This is a genomic window from Mesorhizobium sp. M1348 (assembly GCF_040317925.1).
GTDB lineage: Bacteria > Pseudomonadota > Alphaproteobacteria > Rhizobiales > Rhizobiaceae > Mesorhizobium.
Genome location: NZ_JAMYLH010000001.1, coordinates 109,568 through 133,980, shown reverse-complemented (window position 1 = coordinate 133,980; position 24,413 = coordinate 109,568). Strand labels below are relative to the sequence as shown.

Annotated in this window: 25 protein-coding genes and 1 other RNA gene; 8 read left to right on the top strand and 18 right to left on the bottom strand. The window is 62.2% G+C overall.

Annotated elements, in window-relative coordinates; genetic code table 11:
- Positions 1–34: 34 nt before the first annotated feature.
- Positions 35–622: a 5-formyltetrahydrofolate cyclo-ligase gene (locus NKH13_RS00640; RefSeq protein ID WP_352909845.1), complete on the bottom strand. Its 588-nt coding sequence runs from the start codon at positions 620–622 to the stop codon at positions 35–37.
- A 141-nt stretch (positions 623–763) separates the two neighbouring features.
- A non-coding RNA gene (gene ssrS / locus NKH13_RS00635) (6S RNA) lies at positions 764–919 on the bottom strand.
- A gap of 176 nt (positions 920–1,095) precedes the next feature.
- Here ssrS and NKH13_RS00630 point away from each other — a divergent pair.
- The 5 genes from NKH13_RS00630 to msrB all read left to right on the top strand — a co-directional run bounded on the left by NKH13_RS00630 (position 1,096) and on the right by msrB (position 5,036).
- Positions 1,096–1,935 (top strand): AAA family ATPase, encoded by an 840-nt coding sequence (locus tag NKH13_RS00630; protein WP_352909843.1) that lies wholly within the window; start codon positions 1,096–1,098, stop codon positions 1,933–1,935.
- 118 nt (positions 1,936–2,053) lie between these two features.
- Positions 2,054–2,500 (top strand): GNAT family N-acetyltransferase, encoded by a 447-nt coding sequence (locus NKH13_RS00625; protein ID WP_352909841.1) that lies wholly within the window; start codon positions 2,054–2,056, stop codon positions 2,498–2,500.
- 8 nt (positions 2,501–2,508) lie between these two features.
- Positions 2,509–3,699, top strand: coding sequence for a vWA domain-containing protein (locus tag NKH13_RS00620; protein ID WP_352909839.1), 1,191 nt, complete (start codon positions 2,509–2,511; stop codon positions 3,697–3,699).
- Complete coding sequence (locus NKH13_RS00615; RefSeq protein ID WP_352909837.1) at positions 3,700–4,521, top strand: MBL fold metallo-hydrolase; 822 nt, start codon at positions 3,700–3,702, stop codon at positions 4,519–4,521.
- 110 nt (positions 4,522–4,631) lie between these two features.
- Positions 4,632–5,036, top strand: a complete 405-nt coding sequence (gene msrB / locus NKH13_RS00610) for a peptide-methionine (R)-S-oxide reductase MsrB (RefSeq protein ID WP_352909835.1) — start codon at positions 4,632–4,634, stop codon at positions 5,034–5,036.
- 3 nt (positions 5,037–5,039) lie between these two features.
- On the opposite strand, the gene NKH13_RS00605 is transcribed toward msrB, so the two are convergent.
- The 13 genes from NKH13_RS00605 to NKH13_RS00545 all read right to left on the bottom strand — a co-directional run bounded on the left by NKH13_RS00605 (position 5,040) and on the right by NKH13_RS00545 (position 19,627).
- Positions 5,040–5,354: a hypothetical protein gene (locus NKH13_RS00605; RefSeq protein WP_352909833.1), complete on the bottom strand. Its 315-nt coding sequence runs from the start codon at positions 5,352–5,354 to the stop codon at positions 5,040–5,042.
- Positions 5,355–5,425: 71 nt separating this feature from the next.
- Entirely contained in the window at positions 5,426–5,866 is a 441-nt protein-coding gene (locus tag NKH13_RS00600; protein WP_292658543.1) for a hypothetical protein, read from the bottom strand.
- 41 nt (positions 5,867–5,907) lie between these two features.
- The gene (locus tag NKH13_RS00595) at positions 5,908–6,168 is read right to left on the bottom strand and encodes a DUF2312 domain-containing protein (RefSeq protein ID WP_023719653.1); all 261 of its coding nucleotides are present in this window, start codon (positions 6,166–6,168) and stop codon (positions 5,908–5,910) included.
- Between the two features lie 160 nt (positions 6,169–6,328).
- Positions 6,329–9,787 carry a pyruvate carboxylase gene (gene pyc / locus NKH13_RS00590; protein WP_352909831.1) on the bottom strand — a complete coding sequence of 1,153 codons (3,459 nt, stop codon included), beginning with the start codon at positions 9,785–9,787 and terminating at the stop codon, positions 6,329–6,331.
- A 234-nt stretch (positions 9,788–10,021) separates the two neighbouring features.
- Complete coding sequence (locus tag NKH13_RS00585) at positions 10,022–11,152, bottom strand: branched-chain amino acid ABC transporter substrate-binding protein (RefSeq protein ID WP_352714501.1); 1,131 nt, start codon at positions 11,150–11,152, stop codon at positions 10,022–10,024.
- Positions 11,153–11,290: 138 nt separating this feature from the next.
- Positions 11,291–11,638, bottom strand: a complete 348-nt coding sequence (locus NKH13_RS00580; protein ID WP_254816421.1) for a DUF6867 family protein — start codon at positions 11,636–11,638, stop codon at positions 11,291–11,293.
- Between the two features lie 18 nt (positions 11,639–11,656).
- Positions 11,657–12,385, bottom strand: a complete 729-nt coding sequence (locus tag NKH13_RS00575) for an ABC transporter ATP-binding protein (RefSeq protein ID WP_254816420.1) — start codon at positions 12,383–12,385, stop codon at positions 11,657–11,659.
- Complete coding sequence (locus NKH13_RS00570) at positions 12,385–13,533, bottom strand: ABC transporter ATP-binding protein (RefSeq protein ID WP_352909829.1); 1,149 nt, start codon at positions 13,531–13,533, stop codon at positions 12,385–12,387. The genes NKH13_RS00575 and NKH13_RS00570 overlap by 1 nt, the downstream gene beginning before the upstream one ends.
- Positions 13,533–15,161: a high-affinity branched-chain amino acid ABC transporter permease LivM gene (gene livM, locus NKH13_RS00565; RefSeq protein ID WP_352714504.1), complete on the bottom strand. Its 1,629-nt coding sequence runs from the start codon at positions 15,159–15,161 to the stop codon at positions 13,533–13,535. The genes NKH13_RS00570 and livM overlap by 1 nt, the downstream gene beginning before the upstream one ends.
- A gap of 4 nt (positions 15,162–15,165) precedes the next feature.
- Entirely contained in the window at positions 15,166–16,068 is a 903-nt protein-coding gene (locus NKH13_RS00560; protein ID WP_023678052.1) for a branched-chain amino acid ABC transporter permease, read from the bottom strand.
- A gap of 336 nt (positions 16,069–16,404) precedes the next feature.
- On the bottom strand, positions 16,405–17,406 hold the full coding sequence (locus NKH13_RS00555) for a 4-hydroxyproline epimerase (RefSeq protein WP_352714506.1): 1,002 nt from the start codon (positions 17,404–17,406) through the stop codon (positions 16,405–16,407).
- Between the two features lie 28 nt (positions 17,407–17,434).
- On the bottom strand, positions 17,435–18,685 hold the full coding sequence (locus NKH13_RS00550; protein ID WP_352909826.1) for an NAD(P)/FAD-dependent oxidoreductase: 1,251 nt from the start codon (positions 18,683–18,685) through the stop codon (positions 17,435–17,437).
- A 48-nt stretch (positions 18,686–18,733) separates the two neighbouring features.
- Complete coding sequence (locus NKH13_RS00545) at positions 18,734–19,627, bottom strand: dihydrodipicolinate synthase family protein (protein WP_352714509.1); 894 nt, start codon at positions 19,625–19,627, stop codon at positions 18,734–18,736.
- 103 nt (positions 19,628–19,730) lie between these two features.
- Between NKH13_RS00545 and NKH13_RS00540 the strand changes: the two genes are divergently transcribed.
- Positions 19,731–20,384 (top strand): GntR family transcriptional regulator, encoded by a 654-nt coding sequence (locus tag NKH13_RS00540; RefSeq protein WP_352909824.1) that lies wholly within the window; start codon positions 19,731–19,733, stop codon positions 20,382–20,384.
- 14 nt (positions 20,385–20,398) lie between these two features.
- On the opposite strand, the gene NKH13_RS00535 is transcribed toward NKH13_RS00540, so the two are convergent.
- Together NKH13_RS00535 and NKH13_RS00530 are read right to left on the bottom strand one after the other, a co-directional pair.
- A complete protein-coding gene (locus NKH13_RS00535; protein WP_352909821.1) occupies positions 20,399–20,713 on the bottom strand; it encodes a hypothetical protein in 315 nt (104 codons plus the stop codon).
- A 304-nt stretch (positions 20,714–21,017) separates the two neighbouring features.
- The gene (locus NKH13_RS00530) at positions 21,018–21,314 is read right to left on the bottom strand and encodes a hypothetical protein (RefSeq protein WP_352909819.1); all 297 of its coding nucleotides are present in this window, start codon (positions 21,312–21,314) and stop codon (positions 21,018–21,020) included.
- Between the two features lie 137 nt (positions 21,315–21,451).
- Between NKH13_RS00530 and NKH13_RS00525 the strand changes: the two genes are divergently transcribed.
- Positions 21,452–21,640 carry a hypothetical protein gene (locus NKH13_RS00525; RefSeq protein WP_352909817.1) on the top strand — a complete coding sequence of 63 codons (189 nt, stop codon included), beginning with the start codon at positions 21,452–21,454 and terminating at the stop codon, positions 21,638–21,640.
- On the opposite strand, the gene NKH13_RS00520 is transcribed toward NKH13_RS00525, so the two are convergent.
- A complete protein-coding gene (locus NKH13_RS00520) occupies positions 21,621–23,117 on the bottom strand; it encodes a CoA-acylating methylmalonate-semialdehyde dehydrogenase (RefSeq protein ID WP_352909816.1) in 1,497 nt (498 codons plus the stop codon). The two genes, NKH13_RS00525 and NKH13_RS00520, sit on opposite strands and share 20 nt — an antisense overlap.
- Positions 23,118–23,492: 375 nt before the next feature.
- Between NKH13_RS00520 and NKH13_RS00515 the strand changes: the two genes are divergently transcribed.
- The gene (locus NKH13_RS00515) at positions 23,493–24,374 is read left to right on the top strand and encodes a LysR family transcriptional regulator (protein WP_352666100.1); all 882 of its coding nucleotides are present in this window, start codon (positions 23,493–23,495) and stop codon (positions 24,372–24,374) included.
- Positions 24,375–24,413: the final 39 nt, after the last annotated feature.

Sequence of the window (24,413 nt, the reverse complement as noted above, 5' to 3'; positions counted from 1 at the left end):
ACTTTCGGAAAAGACCATGCGTCCAGGAACTTATCTACAATTTCGACGCGAACCGGCGCAACCCGCTCTCGGTGAGTATTTCCGGAATGATCATGTCATGCGGCTCGTCCGGCACCAGGGCCACCTCCTGGCAGTCGAAGGCAATGCCGATCAGCCGCGGCTGCTGTCCCTTGTCGACCAGCCGCGCGATAGCCCGGTCGTAATAGCCTGCGCCGTAACCGATACGGTGGCCGCGCGCATCGAAGGCGGCAAGCGGCACCAGCATAACCTGCGGATCGAGCACCTCGGCTTCCTCATGCGGCCCGACGGTGCCGAAGCCCATGTCGATCATCGGGGCGCCGCGCACCAGTTCGCGAAAAACGATGGTGGTCTTGTCCAGGATGGCCGGCAGGCAGAGCCTTGCCCCCTTCTCGCGCAAGGCGAACATCAGCGGCCGGACGTCGACTTCCGAGCGCATCGGCCAGAAACCGGAGACGATCTGGCCCGGCTCGACCGTGATCTGGTCGCGCGTCGTCTCGGCCATTTCGAGTGCTGCCTCCACCCGCCAGAACGGATCGAGCGCGTCGCGGCGCCCGAGGGCTTGGTTGCGGAGATTTTTTTTCAGGTCTTTTGGGGAGGTCATGCGCCGACGGTAGAAAAGGTCAGATTTGGATGGAGTTTTACGAGCGACGTTTTGGAGGAGCGGAGCGAACTTTTCGTTCGTGAGAGCACCGCACAAAGCGGCGCGACGACAAGATCCGCCAGATATGGCCTTTTCGATAGGTGACGATCCACACAACCGGTGGAGAGAGCGATCCCGGGAACCTACAAAGTAGGTGGGCGCCGTATGAGAAAACCCACGGGTCTTCCCAGGGACAGCTCCCTAGGGATCATTAAGGCCCCGGGGAAAATGTTCTCCTGCCGGGAAGCGCAGACCGTCATACCCAATATAGGCTGACGCCAGACCATGCGCCAGAGAGACGACATGTTTCGACGCTTAATTCGACGCAGAACCCCTCGACGAGGTCAGCGCCCGCAAGATCCCCGTTTCGCCAGCGGCGCCTTGCACAGCGAAGGCCGCGTCCTTAGGGTCGCGCGATGAACCCGGGAGCAAAAATGCGTTTCGAAGGCACGGCAGCCTATGTTGCCGACAAGGATCTGATGGTGGCGGTCAACGCGGCGATCGCGCTGGAGCGGCCGTTGCTGGTCAAGGGCGAGCCCGGCACCGGCAAGACCGAACTTGCCTGCCAGGTGGCGGCGGCGCTCGACCTGGATCTGATCGAATGGCACGTCAAATCAACGACACGGGCGCAGCAGGGCCTCTATGAATATGACGCCGTCTCGCGGTTGCGCGACAGCCAGCTCGGCGACGAGCGCTTCAACGACATTCGCAATTACATCAAGCGCGGCAAGCTGTGGGATGCCTTTGCTGCCGGCAAGAAAGTCGTGCTTCTGATCGACGAGATCGACAAGGCCGATATCGAGTTCCCCAACGATCTGTTGCAGGAACTGGATCGGATGGAGTTCTTCGTCTACGAGACCGGCGAGACCATCCGCGCCACCGTCCGGCCGATCGTCATCATCACCTCCAACAACGAAAAAGAGCTGCCGGACGCCTTCCTGCGCCGCTGCTTCTTCCATTACATCCGCTTTCCCAACGTCGAGACGCTGCACAAAATCGTCGACGTGCACTATCCCGGCATCAAGCAGAACCTGGTGCGCGCCGCACTCACGCAATTCTATGAAATCCGCGACGTGCCGGGCCTGAAGAAGAAGCCGTCGACCTCCGAGGCACTCGACTGGATCCGCCTCTTGGTCGCCGACGACATCGCGCCCGAGGACCTGCGCGCCGACCCGAAGAATGCGCTGCCGAAATTGCATGGCGCGTTGCTGAAGAACGAACAGGACGTGCATCTGTTCGAGCGCCTAGCCTTCATGGCGAGACGGCAAGGGTGAAGGGCCGGTCAGTCGGAAGCCGACGAAAGCCCCCGGACAGCGCTTTCCCGTCGCTGGACCGTTGCCCTTGGCCAGGCACGGAGGCAGCTTCGGGTTGCCGACTTCAGAGGGAAACGAAATGACCGAGATCACCGTCCGCCCATTGGCGCAATCCGACCATGCCGACTGGCGACGTCTGTGGACCGCCTATCTCACCTTCTACGAAACCAAGCTGCCGGAAGAGGTTTACGCCGTCACCTGGAAACGGCTGTTCACGGCGGGCGAGTTCGAGCCAAAGGGTTTCATCGCCACCCTCGACGGCAAGGCCGTCGGCCTGACGCACTATCTCTACCATCGCTCCTGCTGGTCGGAGATAAACAACTGTTACCTGCAGGACCTGTTCGCCGACCCCGATGTGCGCGGCAAGGGCGTCGGCGCCGCCCTGATCGAAGCGGTCAAGCAGAAAGCCGGCAAGATCGGCGTCAAGAACGTCTACTGGATGACCCACGAGACCAACACCACCGCACGCAAGCTCTACGACCACGTGGCGCGCAGGACCGGCTTCATCGAGTATGATCTGCTGTAGACCGTGAGATGTTCATCCCCTTCTTCCTCGAACTGAAGGCAGCGCGGGTTCCGGTCTCGCTCCGCGAATATCTGTCGCTGCTGGAGGGGCTGGAGGCCGGGCTGGTCGACTATGATGTCGAGGGCTTTTACTATCTCGCCCGCGCCGCTCTGGTGAAGGACGAGCGCCACATCGACCGCTTCGACCAGGTCTTTTCGCACATCTTCAAAGGTGTCGAGGCGCTGGCCGGCGAAGACCCGGTCGATGTCGCAAACATCCCGGAGGAATGGCTGCGGAGGCTCGCCGAAAAGCACCTGACCGATGAGGAGAAGAAGCTGGTCGAGGCGCTGGGCGGCTTCGAAAAGCTGATGGAGACGCTGAAGAAGCGGTTGGAGGAGCAAAAGGGCCGGCATCAGGGCGGTTCGAAATGGATCGGCACCGGCGGCACTTCGCCCTTTGGCGCCTATGGCTACAATCCCGAAGGTGTGCGCATCGGCCAGCACGAAAGCCGCAACCGCCGCGCGGTAAAAGTCTGGGACAGGCGCGAGTTCAGGAATTTCGATGACGCCGTCGAACTCGGTACCCGCAACATCAAGGTCGCGCTGAAGCGCTTGCGCCGCTGGGTGCGCGAAGGCGCCGAAGAGGAATTCGACCTGCCTGGCACCATCCACGCCACCGCCGAGCACGGTTATCTTGATGTTAAGACACAACCCGAACGTCGCAATGCCGTGAAGCTGCTGATGTTCTTCGATGTCGGCGGCTCGATGGACGACCATATCAGGAGTGTCGAGGAGCTGTTTTCGGCCGCCCGCGCCGAATTCCGCCAGCTCGAGTATTTCTACTTCCACAACTGTCTCTACGAAGGGGTGTGGAGGGACAATCGCCGCCGCCATGCCGAGGTGATTCCGACCTTCGATCTCCTCCATAAATATGGCCCCGACTACAAGGTGATCGTCGTCGGCGACGCCTCGATGAGCCCTTATGAGATCGCCCAACCCGGCGGCTCGGTCGAGCACTGGAACCAGGAGGCCGGCGCCGTCTGGCTCGGCCGGTTGCTGCAGCAATGGCCAAACGCGGTATGGCTCAACCCCGAAGCCGAGAAGAATTGGGGTTTTACCCATTCGATCGCCATGATCCGCGATATCTTTGGCGGCCGCATGTTTCCGCTGACGCTCGCCGGCCTCGAAGCCGCGACGAAGCAACTTTCAAGGAAGCACTGAATGGATCCGCGCAAAACAGGACGGTCGACCTGTTTCCTTTGCCTGCAATGCGGTGTCCAGTTCGCGGCGACAGCGGCGCCGCCGCGACATTGCCCGATCTGCGAGGACGAGCGGCAATATGTGCGCTGGGAGGGCCAGGCCTGGATCACGCCGGAAGAGCTCGCCGCCGGGCATCGGGTCGTGATCAAGGATGATGCCGGCGTGCTCGCCTTCGGCATCGAGCCGCGCTTCGCCATCGGCCAGCGGGCGTTGCTGGCGCAAACGCCGCATGGCAATATGCTGTGGGACTGCATCTCGATGGTCAGCGACGAGGCGGTGGCCGAGATCAACCACCGGGGCGGCCTTGCCGCCATCGCCATTTCGCATTGCCATTATTATTCGGCAATGGTCGAGTGGAGCGAGGCGTTTGGCGGCGTGCCGATTTATCTGCACGCCGATGATCGTCAGTGGATCATGCGGCCGCATCCGGCGATCATCAGCTGGGAAGGCGAGACGCGCGCCATAAACCCGTCGCTGACGCTCATCCGCTGCGGCGGCCACTTTGCCGGTGGCCAGGTGCTGCACTGGAAGCGCGACGGCGGCAATGCCATCCTGGCCGGCGATATCCTGCAGGTGACGCCGACTCGCCGTCATGTCAGCTTCATGTACAGCTATCCGAACTATATCCCGCTCAACGCGACGAAAGTGCACGGCATCAAGGCCGCGCTGGAGCCTTTCGCGTTCGACCATATCTACGGCGCGTGGTGGAACCAGAACGTCATCGGAGATGCAAAGGCGGCATTTTCAGCATCGGTTGCGCGCTATCTCGCTGCCATCGTCTGAGGAATTCTTCGCAGCAGGAATTGGAAATACGGGCAAACGCCGTAACAAATGCCTATTTCAGGCGAAGTTGGGAAGGCAACCCAAATAGCGACATAAGCTAAGAGGAAAAAATGGACAGCCACACCTACCCCGTTACCCGCACCGATGCCGAATGGCGCGCCCGCCTGACGCCTGAGCAATATGCGGTGATGCGCAACCACGGCACCGAGCGGCCGGGAAGCTGCGCACTGCTGCACGAGAAGCGCCCCGGCACCTTCTCCTGCGTCGGCTGCGACCAGCCCTTGTTTGAATCCAAGCTGAAATTCGAGAGCGGCACCGGCTGGCCGAGCTTCAACGATCCCGTGCCGGGCTCGGTCGAGACCACCGTCGACCGCAGCTACGGCATGGTCCGTACCGAGTGCCATTGCGCCTGCTGCGGCAGCCATCTCGGCCACGTCTTCGACGACGGCCCGCCGCCGACCGGTCTGCGCTATTGCATCAACGGCGTGGCGCTCAAATTCGAGCCGGCCGCCTGATCGTCAGGCCACAACCACCAGAATCAGCCACAACGTGGCGCCAAGCGTCATCAGCGGGGCCTTGACACCACTCGATTTTCCGGCAGTTCGCCAAACGGCAAAGGTCAGGAAGATATTGTAGGGCACCGGCGCGAAATGCACCGCCAGGACGAGCGCAAGCGGCAGCTTCAGCCCAAGCAGAATGAGCGCCGCCACCGACGACGCGACGTTGATCGCTGTGCCGACAACGACCAGGTCGCGCCAGAACAGCCGATCGAGCGGCACGCCGCCCAGCCAGCGTGAGCGGAAGAAGGCGGCAACGCGCGACATGATCGTCATCGATCCACCGGCTCCCTCGCTCTGCTCACCAGAGCAATCCTTCCACAAGGATTGCGTCTGGAAACTCTGCTTTATTCCTGACCCAGAACTTCGGCAATCGCACGCTCGAAACGTGAGGCTTCCGTCACCAGCCAGTCGGTCATCGCCGGCCAATTGTCCTCGGCGAAACAATTCACCCGCCACATCGAATTGATGCCGAGGCCGTCGCAACTTTGTTCTGGCCTGAGCTTCAGCCTGTCTTCGATGGCCGGCTGGAACGGCTTCAACCGCGACCAGGCTTGCGTGGCACCGAACTTCTCGTTGCGGCCGAAGAAAACGCCGACATGATTGTGCGCAGGCGCGACATACATTGAAAGGACCAATGCGAAGTCGGGCAGCCCACGCTGCCAGAACCACGGTCCGCGCCTCGCCAGCAGAGCCCTTTCATCCGGATGCCGTTCCGCGAACAGCGTCCAGAAGCTGCGTTGGCGGAATTCAGAGGCGCGGCGGGCGCCAAAATCGAATTCGCTCATGGTTCGATGCCCGCTCCAGCATCAGGCCGAGACTGTTGTCTCTACACCATTCCAAGCGCGGCCTTGTACAGATCGAGAATGGATTCCTCTTCCTGCCGCTCGGCCTGGTCCTTCTTTCGCAGCCGGATGATCGACCGCATCGCCTTGGTGTCGAAGCCGGTGCCCTTGGCCTCAGCGAACACTTCCTTGATGTCGTCGGCAATCGTCTTCTTCTCTTCCTCGAGCCGCTCGATGCGTTCGATGAAGGCGCGCAGCTGGCCGGCGGCAACAGTCTGGCTGGTCTCGGTGATGTCGTCGGCCATAGTCTTCTCTCCGCGTCGTTTCTCGCCGCGACTCGGGGTGACCCGAGCGGCGAATTGCAGCGGTTCGATGCCCGACCGGGCGCGGCGGGTCAAGGTGCTATCGATGCGGCATGAAGGGCTGCTGCCAGGCGCCGACAAGACTCCCTGATGCCGGCCTATTTCACCCGAACGCGATCAGCAGATCCTTGGCATCGATCTGGTCGCCGGCCTTGACCAGCACTTCGGCTATGGTGCCGTCGCGTTCGGCATGCAACGCCGTTTCCATCTTCATCGCTTCGATCGACAGCAGCACGTCACCAGCCTTCACCGCCTGGCCGGCAGCGACCGCAAGCGCCGAGACGACGCCAGGCATCGGCGCGCCGACATGCGCCTCGTTGCCCGGCTCCGCCTTGCGCCGCGCCTTGGCGGCGGATACGCCATGCGCCCGGTCCGGCACCTTCACGCGGCGCGGCTGGCCATTGAGCTCGAAGAACACGGTGACCATGCCCTTTTCGTCGACATCGCCCAGGGCAAGGCAGCGCACCACCAGCGTCTTGCCTTTTTCGATGTCGACGAAAATTTCATCTTCCGGCTTCATGCCGTAGAAATAGGTCGGCGTCGGCAGCACGCTGACCGGCCCGTAGGTCTCCTGCGCGGCGGCAAAATCGGAAAACACCTTCGGATACATCAGCCACGACGCGAACTCGAACTCACTGAGCTTGCGCTCGAGCTTTTCCTCGACCTCCGCGCGGCTGGCCTTGAGATCCGCCGGCTTGAGCAGCGAACCCGGCCGCACCGTGATCGGCTTTTCGCCCTTCAGCACCTTCTTCTGCAATGGCTTTGGCCAGCCGCCCGGCGACTGGCCGAGATCGCCGCGCAACATCGACACCACCGAATCCGGGAAGGCGATGTCCCTCGCCGGATTCTCGACATCGGCGACGGTCAGGTCCTGGCTCACCATCATCAGAGCCATGTCGCCGACGACCTTGGATGACGGCGTCACCTTGACGATGTCGCCGAACATCAGATTGACGTCGTGATAGGTCTGCGCCACTTCGTGCCAGCGTGTCTCCAGCCCGAGCGAGCGCGCCTGTTCCTTGAGGTTGGTGAACTGCCCGCCCGGCATTTCGTGCAGATAGACCTCCGATGCCGGCCCCTTCAGGTCGCTCTCGAAGGCGGCGTATTGGTTGCGCACCGCCTCCCAGTAGAACGAGATGTTCCTGATCCATTGCGGGTCGAGGCCCGGGTCGCGCTCGGTGCCCTTCAGCGCCTCGACGATCGAACCCAGGCACGGCTGCGAGGTGTTGCCCGATAGCGAATCCATCGCCGCGTCGATGGCGTCGACGCCGCTCTCCACCGCCGCCAGCACGGTTGCCGCCGACAGGCCGGATGTGTCGTGGGTGTGGAAGTGGATCGGCAGGTCCGTCGCCTCGCGCAGTGCCTTGAACAGCACGCGGGCCGCCGCCGGTTTCAAAAGCCCGGCCATATCCTTGACGGCGATGATATGGGCGCCTGCCGCCTGCAATTCCCCGGCCAGGCCGACATAATATTTCAGATCGTATTTGGCCCGCGCCGGATCGAGTATGTCGCCGGTATAACAGATAGCCGCTTCGATCAGTCTGCCCTCGGCGCCGACCGCATCCATGGCGACGCGCATGTTCTCGACCCAGTTCAGGCAGTCGAAGACGCGGAACAGGTCGATGCCGCCGGCCGCAGCCTGCTTGACGAAATGCTGCACGACATTGTCGGGATAGTTGGTATAGCCAACGCCATTGGCACCGCGCAGGAGCATCTGCAGCAGAAGGTTGGGTGCTGCCTCGCGCACCAGCGACAGCCGCTCCCATGGGTCTTCGGTGAGAAAGCGCATGGCGACGTCGAATGTGGCGCCGCCCCAGCATTCGAGCGACAAAAGCTGCGGCAACGCACGCGCATAGGTGCCGGCAATGGCCGCGATGTCATGCGTGCGCATACGCGTCGCGAGCAGCGACTGATGGCCGTCGCGCATCGTCGTGTCGGTGACCAGCACCTGCTTCTGCTCGCGCATCCAGCCGGCGAATTTCTGCGGCCCCAGCACGTCGAGCTTCTGCTTGCTGCCGCCCGGCACGTTGCCGTTGAGATACGGCACCACCGGTGCCGCCGCATCCGCCTTCGACTGCGGCCGCCCGCGCGTCTCGGGATGACCGTTCACCGAGACGTCGGCAAGATAGTTGAGCAGCTTGGTCGCGCGGTCCTGCCGCTTCACACTGGCGAACAGTTCCGGCGTCGTGTCGATGAACTTGGTGGTGTAGGAATTGTCGGCGAAGCTCGGGTGATTGATGATCGCCTCGAGGAAGGTGAGATTGGTCGCCACGCCGCGGATCCGGAATTCGCGCAGCGCCCGGTTCATGCGGGCGATGGTCTCGGCCGGCGTCGGCGCCCACGCCGTCACCTTTTCCAGCAGCGGATCGTAGAAGCGGGTGATGACCGCGCCCGAATAGGCGGTGCCGCCATCAAGGCGGATACCGAAGCCGGTGGCACCGCGATAGGCGGTGATGCGGCCATAGTCGGGGATGAAATTATGCTCGGGATCTTCAGTGGTGATGCGGCACTGCAGTGCGTGACCGTTGAGCCTGATGTCCTTCTGCGCCGGAACGCCCGATTCCGCCGTGCCGATGGCAAAGCCGTCGAGGATATGGATCTGCGCCTTGACGATGTCGATGCCGGTCACCTGTTCGGTGACGGTGTGCTCGACCTGGATACGCGGATTGACCTCGATGAAATAGAATTTTCCGGTATCGGCATCCTGCAAGAACTCGACCGTGCCGGCGCCGATATAGCTGGTTTCGCGCGCGATCCTCAGCGCGTAGCCGCAAAGCTCCTCGCGCTGTGGCATTTCAAGATACGGCGCCGGCGCCCGCTCGACCACTTTCTGGTTGCGGCGCTGGATCGAACAATCGCGCTCGAACAGGTGCACGGCGTTGCCTTGGCGGTCGCCCAGCACCTGCACCTCGACATGGCGTGCGCGCTCGATCAGCTTCTCGAGATAGACCTCGTCCTTGCCGAAAGCCGCCTTCGCCTCACGCTTGCCTTCCATCACCTCGCGGGCGAGATCGGCCTCGGAGCGGATGGCGCGCATGCCGCGGCCGCCGCCGCCCCACGACGCCTTGAGCATCACCGGGTAGCCGATCGTCTTGGCGAGTTCCTTTACCGCCGCCATGTCGTCCGGCAAGGGATCGGTAGCGGGAATTACCGGCACACCGACTTCGATTGCGAGATTGCGGGCGGCGACCTTGTTGCCCAGCCGGCGCATCGTATCGGGCTTTGGTCCGATGAAGATGATGCCGGCCTTGGCACAGGCCTCGGCGAATTCCGGGCTCTCCGACAGCAGCCCGTAACCCGGATGGATGGCATCGGCGCCCGAAAGCCTGGCGACGCGGATAACCTCCTCGATCGACAGATAGCTTTCGATCGGCCCCATATCCCTGGTCAGGTGCGGCCCGCGGCCGACCTGGTAGCTTTCGTCGGCCTTGAAGCGATGCAGCGAGTATTTGTCCTCCTCTGCCCAGATCGCCACAGTTTTGAGGCCGAGCTCATTGGCCGCGCGGAAGACGCGGATGGCTATTTCGGAGCGGTTGGCGACAAGAATCTTCGAGATTGCCAAGGACAAGGCTCCGGACGCGGAGGGTAAGGAAACTGACGACATGATTAACGCGAAAATGCTGCAGTGCAAACAAAATCGAAAAGAGGATTAAATCGATTTAGTTTGATCTATCGCGTCGACGCATTGCGTGTCGATCCGGAGAACGCCTGGGCAGTTCCGATCCAAGCGTTCGGGAAACCCCCATGAAAAATGCCCGGCGCGAGGCGCCGGGCATTTTCATGTAGCAACGTCCGGTTATTTGCCGGGTGCGTTCTCGACATAGGTGTACTTGCCGTCGTCACCCTTCTTCCAGGTGTACATGACGTAGTCCGGACGGGTGATATCGCCCTTTGCGTCGTAGCCGATCTCGCCGATCGCGGTCTTCCAGGGGCCGGCCGACTTGATGGTCTCGGCTACCTTCTGAGCGTCGTCGGCTGAACCGGTCTTGGTGATGGCGGCCGCGATGATTTCCATCGCGGCGTAGGAGTAGAGGGTATAGGCCTCAGGCTCGAAGCCGGCCGCACGGAACTTCTCGACGAGTTCCTTGGCGTTCGGATTCTTGCGCGGATCCGGAGCGAACGTCATCAGCGTGCCCTCGACGGCGTCGCCGGCGATGGAGGCCAATTCGTTCGACACGATGCCGTCGCCGGACATGAAGGTTGCCTTGAGGCCCTGGTCAGCGAGCTGGCGTATGATCAGGCCGGCTTCGGTGTGCAGGCCGCCATAGTAGACGACCGAGACGCCCGCGTCCTTCATCTTGGCGATGAGGGCCGAGAAATCCTTGTCGCCGACATTGATGCCTTCATACATGGCCTCAGTCACGCCGTTGGCTGCGAGCGCCTTCTTGGTTTCGTCGGCGAGGCCCTGGCCATAAGGCGTCTTGTCATGGATGACAGCGATCTTGGCATCCTTGAAGTTCGCGGCGAGATAGTCGCCAGCGACCTTGCCCTGCTGATCGTCGCGTCCGCAGGTGCGGAAGGTGTTCCACATGCCACGTTCGGTGAGCTTCGGATTGGTCGCGGCCGGCGTGATCTCAAGGATGCCGTTCTCGGCGTAGACTTCCGACGCCGGAATCGAGACGCCGGAGTTGAAGTGGCCATCGACGTACTTGACGCCGTCGGCGACGAACTTGTTGGCGACCGAGATGCCTTGCTTGGGATCGGAGACGTCGTCGCCGACTTCAAGCTTCAGCTGCTGGCCAAGAACGCCGCCCGCCGCATTGATATCGGCGACTGCCTGTTCGGCACCCTTCTGAAGCTGGGCGCCGAACGCTGCGTTCGGACCGGTGATCGGACCGGCAACGCCGATCAGGATGTCAGCCCACGCGTTGCCGCTGAACGCGACAAGCGCGGCCAGGGCGACGGCGGACAAAAGTGACTTTTTCATTGAAACGCTCCCATTTACCGAGTGGGCGTGGATGTTGCTTTCATGCGATGCCCACTCTTGCTCGCAGAAAGAGTACTTTGCCGATTTTCAGGCACTTGTCACGCCGATTCATCCCTGAAACGCCGTTAATGATAAATGTCAACCTTTTGGTTTCCAGCTCAAAAGAGAGGCTCTTTCGTAAAGCCAATTATACTGCGTTACCATCTGGTTGGTGCGCGTGTATTGGTAGCCAATGAAGCCCAATATCATCAGCACGATGGTGTCGACCACGTAGTAATGCAGCGAAAACATCGTTCCGCCGAACAGCGCATGATGGATGAATCTTACGCCGATGCCGAGCCCCAGCATATAGGCGAATAGCTGGGCGAAGCTGCGCCATGTTTGGGCACACGCCTTGCCCGTCATCCAGGCCGCCCAGCCACCGAGCAGGCAGGTGACGAAAAAGAACTGCCAAATCGAGGGTTCCTCATAAAGAATGCCCTGCATGATGAAGACTCCTGAAACTCAGTGATGGCCGCCCTCGAGGTAGGCGGCGCGCACTTCCGGATTGGCGAGCAGTTCCTTGCCGGTGCCGCTCATCGTCACATTGCCGTTGACCATGACATAGCCGCGCGTGGCGAGCTTCAGTGCGCCGAAGGCGTTCTGCTCGACCAGGAACACGGTCAGTCCCTGCGTGCGGTTTAGCTCGCGAATGGCGTCGAAGATCTGCTTGACGATCAGCGGCGCCAGGCCTAGCGACGGCTCATCCAGCAAGAGCAGCTTCGGCCTTGCCATCAGCGCGCGGCCGATCGACAGCATCTGCTGCTCGCCGCCCGAAAGCGTGCCGCCACGTTGGCCGACGCGTTCCTTGAGCCGCGGGAACAGCGTGAAGACCCTTTCGACGTCCTCGTCGTAATGCTTGAGACCGTCGAGGCTGGCGCCCATCTGCAGGTTTTCCATCACCGTCATGCGCGGAAAGATGCGCCGGCCCTCCGGCGACTGCGCGATACGCATGCGCGCGATCTCGTGGGTCGGCATCTGGGTGATATCGGTGCCGGCGAAAGTGATAGTGCCGGCACGAGCGCGCGGAGCACCGAAAATGGTCATCATCAGTGTCGACTTGCCGGCGCCGTTGGCGCCGATCAGCGCCACGATCTCGCCCTGTTTGACGGTGACGTCGACGCCGTTCAGCGCCCTGATGTTGCCGTAGTAGGTCTGGACGCCCTTGATATCGAGCAGCGTTGTGCCGGCCATTATTTCCGCCCCCCACGCCGATTAGAGGTGCCGGGAGTTTTCGACTTCGCCGGAGCCTTGCCCGGCTTTGCCGTGGAAGATTTCGCGGCCGATTTGGCTTTGGCCGGCGATCCGGACTTTGCAGCAGCGCTCGACCTTGCATCGATCTGCCCGGCCTTCGAAGCGCCCTTTGACACTGTGACGCGTTCGCCCTCGCTATGGCCGACCGTATCGGCCACCGGTCCGGCAAGATAGGAAGACGATGTGCCCGGTCCATGCGCGGCATCCGGACCGGTATCCAATTGCTCGATGACGTCCTCGTCGCCGACTTCGGTCAGTACCGTCTCGACGTCCTCGTCTTCAACGCCGAGATAGGCGGCGATGACGCGCGGGTCGGTTCGTACCGATTGCGGGTTGCCGTCGGAGATCTTGCGCCCGTATTCGAGCACGACGACATGGTCTGAAATCTGCATAACCACCGCCATGTCGTGCTCGATCAACAGGATCGACGTACCGGTGTTGTCCTTGATGTCCATCAACAGCGCATTGAGCGCCGCCGATTCCTTCGGATTAAGGCCGGCAGCCGGCTCGTCGAGGCACAGAAGCTCAGGGCCGGTGCACATGGCGCGAGCAATTTCGAGCCGTCGCTGCGCGCCATATGGCAGATCGCCGGCAGGATCGTCGGCGCGGTCGACGAGATCGGCCTTCTCCAGCCAGTGCTCGGCCAGTTCAACCGATTCCGCCGAAGCCTGTCTGTATCCGCTATAGCCGAACAGGCCGAGAATAGTATAGCCGGACGCCTTCATCAGCTTGTTGTGCTGGGCGACCAGAAGGTTCTCCAGCAGCGTCATGCCCGAGAACAGGCGGATATTCTGGAAGGTGCGCGCCACCTTGGCACGCGCCGGGATCTCATGGTTCGGCAAGCGTTCGAGCAGGAAGGTCGAGCCGTCGCGCCGGTTGAGCGTGATCATGCCTTCCGACGGCTTGTAGAAACCGGTGATGCAATTGAACACGGTGGTCTTGCCGGCGCCGTTGGGACCGATCAGAGCGGTGATCTCGCCACGTTTGGCCTGGAATGACAAATCGCCGATGGCGACGAGACCGCCGAACTTCATCGACAGATGCTCGACCTGCAGGATGGCATTGTTCACGGAGGGGCTCGCGTTCATCAGCCGTGTCCCTCCTTGGTGAAGGACCCGGACACCGCCCTGCGCACCTTGAGGAAGGCCGTCGGCTCGCGGCTGCCGACGAAGCCACGCGGCTTCCACAGCATGACGATGACCATGGCCATGCCGAACAACAGCATGCGATAAAGTTCCGGCGTGAAGTCGGGGCCAAACCCGGGTATGACCTTGATGTTGCCCCAACTCAGGCCGGTCTTGAGGAAATCCAGTTCGCGCAGGATTTCGGTGCCGCCGATCATCACCATGGCCGCGACGGCAATGCCGACCAGCGAGCCCATGCCGCCAAGCACGACGATGGCAAGGATGATCGCCGATTCCAGGAAGACGAAGGATTCCGGGCTGACGAAGCCTTGCCGCGCGGCGAAGAACGAGCCGGCGAAGCCGCCGAACATCGCGCCCGTGGCAAAGGCCGTGAGCTTGGTGGTGGTGGTGTTGATGCCGAGCGAGCGGCAGGCGATCTCGTCTTCGCGCAGCGCTTCCCAGGCGCGGCCGACCGGCAGCCGCCTGAGCCTCACCGTGACGAAGGCGGTCAGCAGGCAGAGTCCAAGGATTAGGTAGTAGAGGAAGATCTTGTAGTAGGCGCCGGACTGCGCGATGCCGAGCACCTTGGAGATGTAGTTCGGGTCGGAGACGTTGAACGACATCAGGCCGAAGAACGAGACCTTCGGGATGCCGGAAATCCCGGCCGAGCCGTTGGTCAATTCGCGCCAGTTGATGATCACTAGCCTTATGATCTCGCCGAAAGCGAGCGTCACGATCGCCAGATAGTCACCGCGCAGGCGCAGCACCGGGAAGCCCAGCATGACGCCCCAGAATGCAGCCATCATGCCGGCGGCGGGCAGCAGGATCCAGAAGGAAAGGCCGTAATGCGTGCCGAGCAGCGCATAGGCATAGGCACCGACAGCGTAGAAGGCGACATAGCCGAGGTCGAGCAGGCCGGCCAAGCCAATAACGATATTCAACCCCCAGGCCAGCATCACGTAGATCAGGATCTGGATGCCGAAATTGTCGACATACTTCAGCGAACCCTGGAAACCGACCGCCATGGACCCGGCATATAGCGCCAGCACCAACACCACGACGATCGGGTAGAGCGCCAGTGCGGTTATGCCCAATGCCGAGAAATGAGCATGAATGAAGGCCCGGAAACGATAAATCAGCCAGGCCAGCGCATAGATGATTGCAAGCGCCCGCAGGAACCGCACAAAATCGGAAAGTTCCGGCCCTAAGGCCTCGGTCAGGAAGCCGCTGAGCGCCAGCAGAATAACGGCGACGGCGACCGCCACGATGAACGCGGGAAGGCGGAAGAATCGCGAAGCCAGGCTGACCGGCAGCAGGCCGGTGGCGACGTCGATGATCTTCTGGTTCGCCAGGAAAGGTTGGCCATAGGCGACGTAAAGGAAGCGTCCGGCCATAGTGGCGATCACGACGCCGGCGAGCAAGCCCCAGCGCTGCAACAGGATCAGTTCGTTGGAGATGTTCTGGTCGGTCTTCAGGCCGATGAACAGCACGAACAGGCCAAGCGAGATGGCGCCGGCATAGAGCGCTTCGCGAAAAGCGCGCTGGACCGGGGTGGCGACGACGGTGTTTTCCGGAGATACGGTGACCGCCATGAACTCAGACCTTTTCGACTTCTGGCCGGCCGAGAATGCCGGAAGGCAGGAAGATCAGCACGATCGCCAGGATGGAGAAGGCGGCGACGTCCTTGTAATCGATCGAGAAATAAGCCGACCACATGCTTTCGATGAAGCCAATCATCAGCCCGCCGAGCACGGCGCCGGGCAGTGAGCCGATGCCGCCGAGCACCGCGGCAGTAAATGCCTTCACACCGGGCGTAAAGCCGTCGGAAAACACCACCACACCGTAGTACATCAGGAACAACGTGCCGGCGACGGCGGCAAGGGCGGCGCCCATGATGAAGGTGATCGAGATGGTGCGGTCGACGTCGATGCCAAGCAGCGCCGCCATCTTGCGGTCCTGCTCGCAAGCGCGCTGCGCCCGGCCGAGCGAGGTCTTGTTGACCAGGTACCAGAACAGCGCCAGCAGGACTATGGTGACCAGGACGATGATGATCTGCTTCAGCGAGACGCTGATGCCTTCGATGTTGTAGACCTTGGACACCATTGGCGGGACCGGCTTGTTGCGCGGCCCTTGCGTCACCTGAACGAAATTGGACAGCGCAATCGACATGCCAATCGCGGTGATCAGCGGCGCCAGCCGGAATGAACCGCGCAAAGGCCGGTAGGCGACCTTCTCGATCGTCCAATTATACAGGCTGGTCAGCAGCATCGCGACGATCATCATGATCAGCAGCGCAACGACGATCGGCAACGAATAGAACAACGCACCGAGGATAAGGAAAACGATGAGCGCGGTGAAAGCGCCGATCATGAAAATGTCGCCATGGGCGAAATTGATCATGCCGATGATGCCGTAGACCATCGTATAGCCGATCGCGATCAGCCCATAGATCGATCCCAGCGTCAGCCCATTGATAAGCTGCTGGACAAAATACTGCATGCTGTCGTGGCTCCCCTGGAATGTCGCCCATGCAGACGCATTCCTTTTCGTATTTCCCCTAGTCGTAAAGTTTCGAGCCCGGATTGCAACGTGATTTTTCGATGGTTATGCGTGTTTTCGCCGCACGCCATCCGATTGCCCGTTTTGTTCCCGTCCGACCCCTGGACTATCGAGGACCCTACCATTGGCCTAACGCAATGTCTTTGACGATTCAATCGCAGCATGCACTCCATTTCGAAGAAATCGCCGTCAAAATAAGTTGATGAGCGGGATCGTTGCGCCGTTGACGTCAATCCGCTTGCGCTCTCTTTCTTTCCCCTGCGTCAGCGATTTTCCTTATTTGACGACGAAGCCGTGCGCGAACGGGTCGCGGTCGTCGATGAAGATCGTGTTCAATCCGGTCATTCGTGCCCAGCCGCCAATCGACGGAATGATTGCCGGCTTGCCGGCGACGGTGACCTCTTTCTCCACCCTGCCCTTGAACAGCGAACCGATGATCGATTCATGGACGAAGTCGTCGCCTACCCCAAGCTTGCCCTTGGCGTGAAGCTGCGCCATCCGCGCCGAGGTGCCGGTTCCGCAGGGCGAGCGGTCGATTGCCTTGTCGCCGTAGAACACGGCGTTGCGGGCATCGGCTTGCGGGTTGGTCGGCGCACCGGTCCACAATATGTGCGACAGCTTGTCGATGCCGGGATTCTCCGGGTGGACGAAGGAATATTTCTCGTTGAGCCGCTGCCGCACCACCGGGCTCCAGGCGATCAGGTCGCCGGCCGAATGATCGGCCATGTCGCGATAGTTCTTTTGCGGTTCGACGATGGCATAGAAATTGCCGCCATAGGCGACATCGACGCTGATCTCGCCGAGCCCGGGGCATTCGACCGTCAGTCCCTCGGCATAGAGGAACGACGGCACATTGGTGATGCGCACCTCCTCGACATAGTCGCCGACCTGCTTGTACTCGGCGACGACCAGGCCCGCCGGCGTATCCAGCCTGAGCACGCCCGGCGTCTTCGGCTTGATCAATCCATTTTCGACGGCAAAGGTCACAGTGCCGATGGTGCCGTGGCCGCACATCGGCAGACAGCCCGAGGTCTCGATGAACAGGATGGCGATGTCGCAATCTTCACGCGTCGGCGGATAGAGGATCGAGCCGGACATCACGTCATGGCCGCGCGGCTCAAACATCAGGCCGGTGCGGATCCAGTCATATTCGGCCAGGAAATGCGCTCGCCGCTCCATCATCGTCGAGCCGTTGAGCAGCGGTCCGCCGCCGGCGACCAGCCGCACCGGATTGCCGCAGGTGTGGCCGTCTATGCAGAAGAAGGAATTCTTGGCCATGCCGGCTCCCAACTGAATATCGTCGAACTCAAAACCGTTGCGGGCTGAACGGGCCGAGATCGAGCGATGGATTCTGCCCGAGAACGAGCTCGCGGATCAAGCGCCCGGTCGCCGCAGCCTGGGTCAGCCCGAGGTGACCATGGCCGAAACCGTACACCACCGACGGCGTTTGTTGCGAACGTCCGACCACCGGCAGCGAATCCGGCAGCGACGGCCGGAACCCCATCCATTCGCGGCCATTGGCCGGATCCAGTCCCGGCAGGAATTTCTGCGCCTTTTCGAGCAGCGCTTTCGAGCGCGCATAATTGGGCGGCCTCTCAAGGCCGCCGAGTTCGACCGCACCACCGACCCGCAGGCCCGTATCGAGCGGCGTGATGACGAAGCCATGCCCGGAGAAGATCAATTGTCGCTTTACGTCGAAGGCAGTCTTCGACAACGTCGTGTTGTAGCCACGCTCGGTCTCCAGCGGGATTCCGTCGCCGAGATGTCTCGCCAGCAGATGCGACCAGGCCCCGGCAGCGATGACGAGATGCTTCGCCCCTCGCCGCGTGCCGTCGGCCGTGGTCAGGATCGCGCCGTCCTGTCCCGCCTCGACACGCTCGATCCGGGCCTTTTCGAACCCCGCGCCCAACCCCTCGGCATAGGCCCACAAGGCCTTTCCAAGCAGCTTGGGATCGGCGACGGTTTTCCACCCCGGCACGAACGTTCCCTTGACGAAGCGCGGCGACAGACCGGGCTGCAAGGCGGCGAGAGCGCTGCCCTCGACATGGCTGAAGCCGATGCCGAAGCGCTGTCTTGCCGCCCAGCCGGGCAGCGACGCCTTGAACTCGGCCTCGCTGTCATAGAGTTCGAGCGAGCCGTCCTCGTGCAGCATCGGCCGTGTGCCGGAACGGTCGAGCAAGCCCATCCATTCCGCCTCGGCGAGCTTCATCATCCCGGCCTGCGCAGCAAGGCCGGCTTCATAGCGGTCGCTTCGGCCGGCGCGCCAGAAGCGGACCAGCCAGGGCAACAGCTTCAGCAAATAGGCGGGCGGAATGCTGAGCGGGCCGAGCGGGTCGGCGAGCCATTTCGGCAACTGCCTGATCATGCCCTTGTGAGCCAGCGGCAGCACATCGGAGAAGGCAAAGGCAGCGGCATTGCCGGAGCTGGTTTCCTCGCAGATCCCCGTCCGATCGAAGATCGTGACGTTTCGGCCCGCCTCGGCCAGAAAGGCGGCGGCGCAGATGCCGATAATGCCGCCACCAATGATGGCAACATCGAGCGTAGCATTATCATTCATTGCCATGCGCCGCGCTGCACATCTGCAAATACCCTCGAAGGGACTGGATCAGAATGTCGGCAGCTCTGGCCGCACCGCCAGCGCGTCCCTGACGATCTTTTCGACAGCCTTGCGCCGCTCGCCCGCCAACGGCTGGCGCGGCATGCGCACGCGGTCGTTGGTGTTGATCGCCAAGACTTCGGCGAGCTTGATGTTCTGCACCAGATAGGTCGATACGTCGAGATCGAGCAGCGGCCGGAACCAGCGGTAGATCTTCAGCGCCTCCTCGCGGCGGCCCTGTCTCATCAGCTGGTAGATGGCGACCGTCTCGCGCGGGAACGCGGTGACCAGGCCCGCCACCCAGCCAATGGCGCCGACCGACAGCGCCTCGAAGGCGAGATTGTCGACGCCGGTGAACAGATCGTAGCGGTCGCCGAGGCGGTTGATGATCTCGGTCGAGCGACGGATGTCGTCGGAGGACTCCTTGATGGCAGCGAAGCGCTGGTCCTTCGCCAGCTCCTCCATCTGGTCGACAGTGACGTCGACGCGGTAGGCAAGCCGGTTGGAGTAGATCATCACCGGCAGGTCGCCGGCCGCGGCGACGGCGCTGAGTGCCGCGACTGTCTCCTCGGCATTGGTATGATAGATCGGGCTCGGCACCACCATCAAACCGTTGGCGCCTTCTTTTGCGGCGCGGCGTGCGATCGCCGCCGCCTCGCGTGTGCCGGCTTCGTTGACCGTCAACAGCACCGGTTTGTTGCCGGCGATCTTCTGCGCGGTCTTCAGCACCGCGATCTTTTCGTCATGCGACAGCATCGGTCCTTCGCCAAGCGAGCCACAGACGATGATGCCGTCGCAGCCGGCCTCCATCTGCAGCGCAAAGCAGCGCTCCATCTCGGCATGGTCGAGGCGGTCATCCTCGGTGAACTTGGTCGTAACGGCGGGGAAGACTCCGGCCCACATGTCGGTCGCTCCATCTGATATATCAGCTGTATATTTCTTAAGAAGCCGGCTGTCAACATTGAATCTGATATGATATATCAACAATATATCAGGAGACGCCGCATTGGTATATGACAACCCAGGCTCCGAGCCGGCGACTGCAAAGGCCTACCGCAGGCTCGAGCACATGATCGTAACGCTCGAACTGGCGCCCGCGAGCTTCATCACCGAGGGGGCGCTGATCGACAGGCTCGGCCTCGGCCGCACGCCCGTTCGCGAAGCAATCCAGCGGCTGGCATGGGAGGGGCTGCTTGAGGTCCGGCCGCGTGCCGGCATCGCCATTGCGCCGCTTCACCCTGGCGACTGGCTACGCGTCCTCAACGCCCGCCGTGGCGTCGAGGTCGTGCTTGCCCGCTCGGCCGCCCGCTTCGTCACCCGCGAGGCCGCCGACCTGTTTCATGACGCTGCCCTTGCCATGCAAAAGGCGGTGATTTCGGAAAATGTGTTTTACTTCATCCAGGCCGACAAGGCGCTCGACGAAGCGCTGGCGCTGGCTGCCGACAACCCGTTCGCCGCGCGCCTGGCGGCACCCTTGCAAACCCACAGCCGTCGCTTCTGGTTCCGCTACAAGGCCGACACCGGCTTGGCCGAATCCGCCGAGCACCATGTTGCGCTGATCCGCTCGATCCTCGCCGGCGACGAAGAGGCCGCGGCCAAGGACGCCAAGCGGCTGATGACACTGCTGCGCGGCCATGCCGAGGCGGCCGCGACGCGCTGACGCCGCCCGCTCCCTCATGAGTTTTGGCCGGGCAGGGCCTCCACGCTTTCCCAATTTTCGCCGGCTGCGACAATGCAGCTTCTGCCGGCGACGTCGGTCACGATGACCGTCCAGCTTCCGCTATCGGCGACAAAAACTTCCATGACCGCCTCCTGACCGATCAGTCCGAGAGCAAACTGTTTTTCCTGGAAATTCTCAGTCAGGTGGGCGACGAGGTCGGCATGTTCAACGCAGTATTGATATTGGGCGCTCGCGGCATTCGTACCCACCGCGAATAAGCCAGCAAAAGCTACGGTCTTCACCCATCCTAACAGCGATTTGCGTGCCATAGGGCACCTCCTTTGCCATCACGATCCGGCAAAGGGAGGTGATTGACGGCCTCATTTTGCCGGAGCGATCCAGGCCGGTTCCGACGTCATCATCGCGTCGCTCCTTTCCGTGTTCCGGTCTGCCGTCAGCGATCAATTCTAGATGTTCTCGCTATGTTCCCATATATGGTATCGCTATCGAAAAATAGCAAGCCGTGCGCGCCTCAAGCGGGCGCGGGGAGATCCGTTTCAAAGTCGCCGAGAATAAGGCCGCAGCCCGGCTGCCGTGCCGAGGCTGCGGCCAGGTGAATAGGAAAGGCCTACTTCAGATACCGGGCAGCGCCGCTATCGTCATCGCGCTCTCCCAGCCTTCGCCGACTGAAATCACGCAGCTTTGACCTTTTGTATCGCTGGCGAGGATGGTCCAGGTGCCCTTGTCGGAAACGAAAACTTCAAGCACCACATTCGGATTGACGACGCCGACCGCGCTCGGGTTTTCATGAAACTTCTCGCCGAGCGCCTTGACCATATCGGCGCGTGCCGCACATTGCTCGGCAGCCGTTGCCGGGGCGGCGGAAAGGGCCATTGCCGCGCAAGCTATAGTCGCCATGAGACGTGTCATCTGACACCTCCTTTGCGCCGGACGATATGCCCCGGAGCCGTCACCAGCGCCGTTGGTTGATCTGCCAGCGTCTCCTTCGCGGCAGGACTGGAACCTAAGAAGATTGCTGCCTTCTTGGTTCCATCACATTAGTGTTCATGCCGATGAAGACCGCGACAAAAAAGGCCCGGGTCGAGCCCAGGCCTTCTTTTGCTTTCCGCGATCTGGATCAGTTCATCGTCGGGATGACGAACTCGGCGCCATCCTTCACGCCGGCCCGCGCGCGCGCCGCCGAAGGCGAGGACGCGCAGACAGAAAACCGTCCGGCTAATTCATCGTCGGAATGACGAACTCGGCGCCATCCTTCACGCCGGACGGCCAGCGCGACGTCACCGTCTTGGTCTTGGTGTAGAAGCGGAACGCGTCCGGCCCGTGCTGGTTGAGGTCGCCGAAGGAGGACGCCTTCCAGCCGCCAAAGGTGTAGTAGGCGATCGGCACCGGGATCGGCACGTTGATGCCGACCATGCCGACCTGGGCCCGCGAGGCGAAGTCGCGCGCCGCGTCGCCGTCGCGGGTGAAGATGGCGACGCCATTGCCCATCTCGTGCTCGTTGGCGAGCTTGATGGCGTTCTCGTAGGTCGGTGCGCGCACCACCGATAGCACCGGCCCGAAAATCTCTTCCTTGTAGATGCGCATGTCGGCGGTCACATTGTCGAACAGGCAGCCGCCCATATAGTAGCCGTTCTCGTAGCCCTGCATGGAAAAGCCGCGGCCGTCGACGACCAGCTTGGCGCCTTCCTTGACGCCGGTGTCGACATAGGACTTGACCCGCTCCAGCGCCTGCGCCGTGACCAACGGGCCGAAATCGGCGGAAGAATCCGTCGACGGACCGACCTTCAGGCTCTCGACGCGCGGCACCAGTTTTTCCATTAGCCGGTTGGCGGTGTCGTTGCCGACCGGGACGGCCACCGAGATCGCCATGCAGCGCTCGCCGGCCGAGCCGTAGCCGGCGCCGATCAGCGCGTCGACGGTCTGGTCCATGTCGGCATCGGGCATGATGATCATGTGGTTCTTGGCGCCGCCGAAGCACTGCACGCGCTTGCCGGCCGCGCAGCCGCGCGAATAGATGTACTGGGCGATCGGTGTCGAGCCGACGAAACCGATAGCCTTGATGTCGGGATCGTCGAGGATGGCGTCGACCACTTCCTTGTCGCCGTTGACGACATTAAGGATGCCGGCCGGCAGGCCGGCCTCTATGAACAGTTCGGCAATCCGCATCGGCACGCCCGGATCGCGCTCCGACGGCTTGAGGATGTAGGCATTGCCGCAGGCGATGGCCGGCGCGATCTTCCACAACGGGATCATCGCCGGAAAATTGAATGGTGTGATGCCGGCGACGACGCCGAGCGGCTGGCGCATCGAATAGACGTCGATGCCGGGGCCGGCGCCATCGGTGAACTCGCCCTTCATCATATGCGGCGCACCGATGCAGACCTCGACCACTTCGAGGCCACGCTGGATGTCGCCCTTGGCGTCGGCGATGGTCTTGCCGTGTTCGCGCGCCAATATCTCGGCCAGCGCGTCATACTCCTTGGCGACCAGCTCGAGGAATCGCATCAAGACGCGCACGCGCCGCTGCGGGTTGGTCGCCGCCCAGCCGGGCTGTGCCGCCTTGGCGTTTTCGACCGCCGCGCGCAATTCCGCCTGCGAAGCCAACGCCACCGTGCCGCGCACCGTGCCGTCCATCGGCTGCATGACGTCCTGCTTGCGGCCGCTGGTTCCTGCGACACGCTTGCCGCCGATGAAATGACCATATTCGATCATGATCTCTCTCCCTGGTTCGTGATGAGGCATTGTCCGCCTTTGCGGGAGCGATGGCAACGCGAGCGAAAACGCAACCGTTGTGCATAAAATAGAGTGCGAGAGGTGCCTGTGCATCAAATGGCGCAAATGGTAGGGAGTGTACTCCTATCGCTTGGATTGCTGAGTTGAGTTTCTTCACACCCCCCTCTGTCCTGCCGGACATCTCCCCCGCAAGGGGGGAGATTGGCGGCTTCGGCCTTACCGCCCTTTTTGCGACGTTGGAGATTGGCGAAAGCCGACCCGGCATCCGATCTCCCCCCTTGCGGGGGAGATGGCCGGCAGGCCAGAGGGGGGTGGGCGGGAACGCGGCGCTCCCTATCGAAACGGACCATCCCCATGAACTGGGATGACGCTCGCATCTTCCTTGCCGTGGCGCGGGCCGGCCAGATCCTCGGCGCCGCCAGGCGGCTGGAGCTCAATCACGCCACCGTCTCGCGCCGCATTGCCGCCCTCGAGGATGCGCTCAGGACAAAACTGTTTCGCCGGCTTACCACCGGCAGCGAGCTGACGCCGGCGGGCGAGCGTTTCCTCGAGATCGCCGAACGCATGGAGGGCGACATGATCGCCGCGCGCTCGACTGTTTCAGGCGAAGGCGACGACGTCTCGGGCACCGTGCGGATCGGCGCGCCGGACGGTTTTGGCGTCGCCTTCCTGGCCAGGCGCCTCGGCGCGCTGACCGCTCTGCACCGTGAACTCACCATCCAGTTGGTGCCGGTACCGCGCTCCTTCTCGTTATCCCGGCGCGAGGCCGACATTGCCATCACCGTCGAACGGCCGACGGAAGGCCGCCTGGTGGCGGGAAAGCTAGTCGACTACACGCTCGGCCTGTTCGCGTCGCGGGCCTACGCCGACACGCATGGCCTGCCCGGAACCGCCGCCGAGCTAGGGCAGCACACGCTGATCGGCTACGTGCCGGACCTGATCGTCAGTCCCTCGCTCGACTACGCGGCCGAATTCAGCGCCGACTGGCGCACCAGCTTCGCCATTTCCTCAGCGCTCGGCCAGGCCGAAGCGGTGCGTTCCGGCGCCGGCATCGGCATCCTGCACACCTTCGTTGCCCGCTCGATGCCGGAGTTAGTGCCTCTCGATATCGTCGCACCCATCCGCCGCGCCTACTGGCTGGTCTATCATGAATCGGTCAGACCGCTGCGCCGCGTCCAGATCGTCTCAAGCTTCATCACCAAGGCCGTCGAACGGGACAGGGGTTTGTTCGCGTGAAGCGTATCGGCCGTTGGCTGTCTTAAGCTGCTGGGGGTC

Excerpts from the sequence above, each read along its gene's own strand:
- NKH13_RS00640 (WP_352909845.1), bottom strand. The coding sequence starts at position 622 with ATGACCTCCCCAAAAGACCTGAAAAAAAATCTCCGCAACCAAGCCCTC.
- NKH13_RS00630 (WP_352909843.1), top strand. The coding sequence starts at position 1,096 with ATGCGTTTCGAAGGCACGGCAGCCTATGTTGCCGACAAGGATCTGATG.
- NKH13_RS00625 (WP_352909841.1), top strand. The coding sequence starts at position 2,054 with ATGACCGAGATCACCGTCCGCCCATTGGCGCAATCCGACCATGCCGAC.
- NKH13_RS00620 (WP_352909839.1), top strand. The coding sequence starts at position 2,509 with ATGTTCATCCCCTTCTTCCTCGAACTGAAGGCAGCGCGGGTTCCGGTC.
- NKH13_RS00615 (WP_352909837.1), top strand. The coding sequence starts at position 3,700 with ATGGATCCGCGCAAAACAGGACGGTCGACCTGTTTCCTTTGCCTGCAA.
- msrB (WP_352909835.1), top strand. The coding sequence starts at position 4,632 with ATGGACAGCCACACCTACCCCGTTACCCGCACCGATGCCGAATGGCGC.
- NKH13_RS00605 (WP_352909833.1), bottom strand. The coding sequence starts at position 5,354 with ATGACGATCATGTCGCGCGTTGCCGCCTTCTTCCGCTCACGCTGGCTG.
- NKH13_RS00600 (WP_292658543.1), bottom strand. The coding sequence starts at position 5,866 with ATGAGCGAATTCGATTTTGGCGCCCGCCGCGCCTCTGAATTCCGCCAA.
- NKH13_RS00595 (WP_023719653.1), bottom strand. The coding sequence starts at position 6,168 with ATGGCCGACGACATCACCGAGACCAGCCAGACTGTTGCCGCCGGCCAG.
- NKH13_RS00585 (WP_352714501.1), bottom strand. The coding sequence starts at position 11,152 with ATGAAAAAGTCACTTTTGTCCGCCGTCGCCCTGGCCGCGCTTGTCGCG.
- NKH13_RS00580 (WP_254816421.1), bottom strand. The coding sequence starts at position 11,638 with ATGCAGGGCATTCTTTATGAGGAACCCTCGATTTGGCAGTTCTTTTTC.
- NKH13_RS00575 (WP_254816420.1), bottom strand. The coding sequence starts at position 12,385 with ATGGCCGGCACAACGCTGCTCGATATCAAGGGCGTCCAGACCTACTAC.
- NKH13_RS00570 (WP_352909829.1), bottom strand. The coding sequence starts at position 13,533 with ATGAACGCGAGCCCCTCCGTGAACAATGCCATCCTGCAGGTCGAGCAT.
- livM (WP_352714504.1), bottom strand. The coding sequence starts at position 15,161 with ATGGCGGTCACCGTATCTCCGGAAAACACCGTCGTCGCCACCCCGGTC.
- NKH13_RS00560 (WP_023678052.1), bottom strand. The coding sequence starts at position 16,068 with ATGCAGTATTTTGTCCAGCAGCTTATCAATGGGCTGACGCTGGGATCG.
- NKH13_RS00555 (WP_352714506.1), bottom strand. The coding sequence starts at position 17,406 with ATGGCCAAGAATTCCTTCTTCTGCATAGACGGCCACACCTGCGGCAAT.
- NKH13_RS00550 (WP_352909826.1), bottom strand. The coding sequence starts at position 18,685 with ATGAATGATAATGCTACGCTCGATGTTGCCATCATTGGTGGCGGCATT.
- NKH13_RS00545 (WP_352714509.1), bottom strand. The coding sequence starts at position 19,627 with ATGTGGGCCGGAGTCTTCCCCGCCGTTACGACCAAGTTCACCGAGGAT.
- NKH13_RS00535 (WP_352909821.1), bottom strand. The coding sequence starts at position 20,713 with ATGGCACGCAAATCGCTGTTAGGATGGGTGAAGACCGTAGCTTTTGCT.
- NKH13_RS00530 (WP_352909819.1), bottom strand. The coding sequence starts at position 21,314 with ATGACACGTCTCATGGCGACTATAGCTTGCGCGGCAATGGCCCTTTCC.
- NKH13_RS00525 (WP_352909817.1), top strand. The coding sequence starts at position 21,452 with ATGCCGATGAAGACCGCGACAAAAAAGGCCCGGGTCGAGCCCAGGCCT.
- NKH13_RS00520 (WP_352909816.1), bottom strand. The coding sequence starts at position 23,117 with ATGATCGAATATGGTCATTTCATCGGCGGCAAGCGTGTCGCAGGAACC.
- NKH13_RS00515 (WP_352666100.1), top strand. The coding sequence starts at position 23,493 with ATGAACTGGGATGACGCTCGCATCTTCCTTGCCGTGGCGCGGGCCGGC.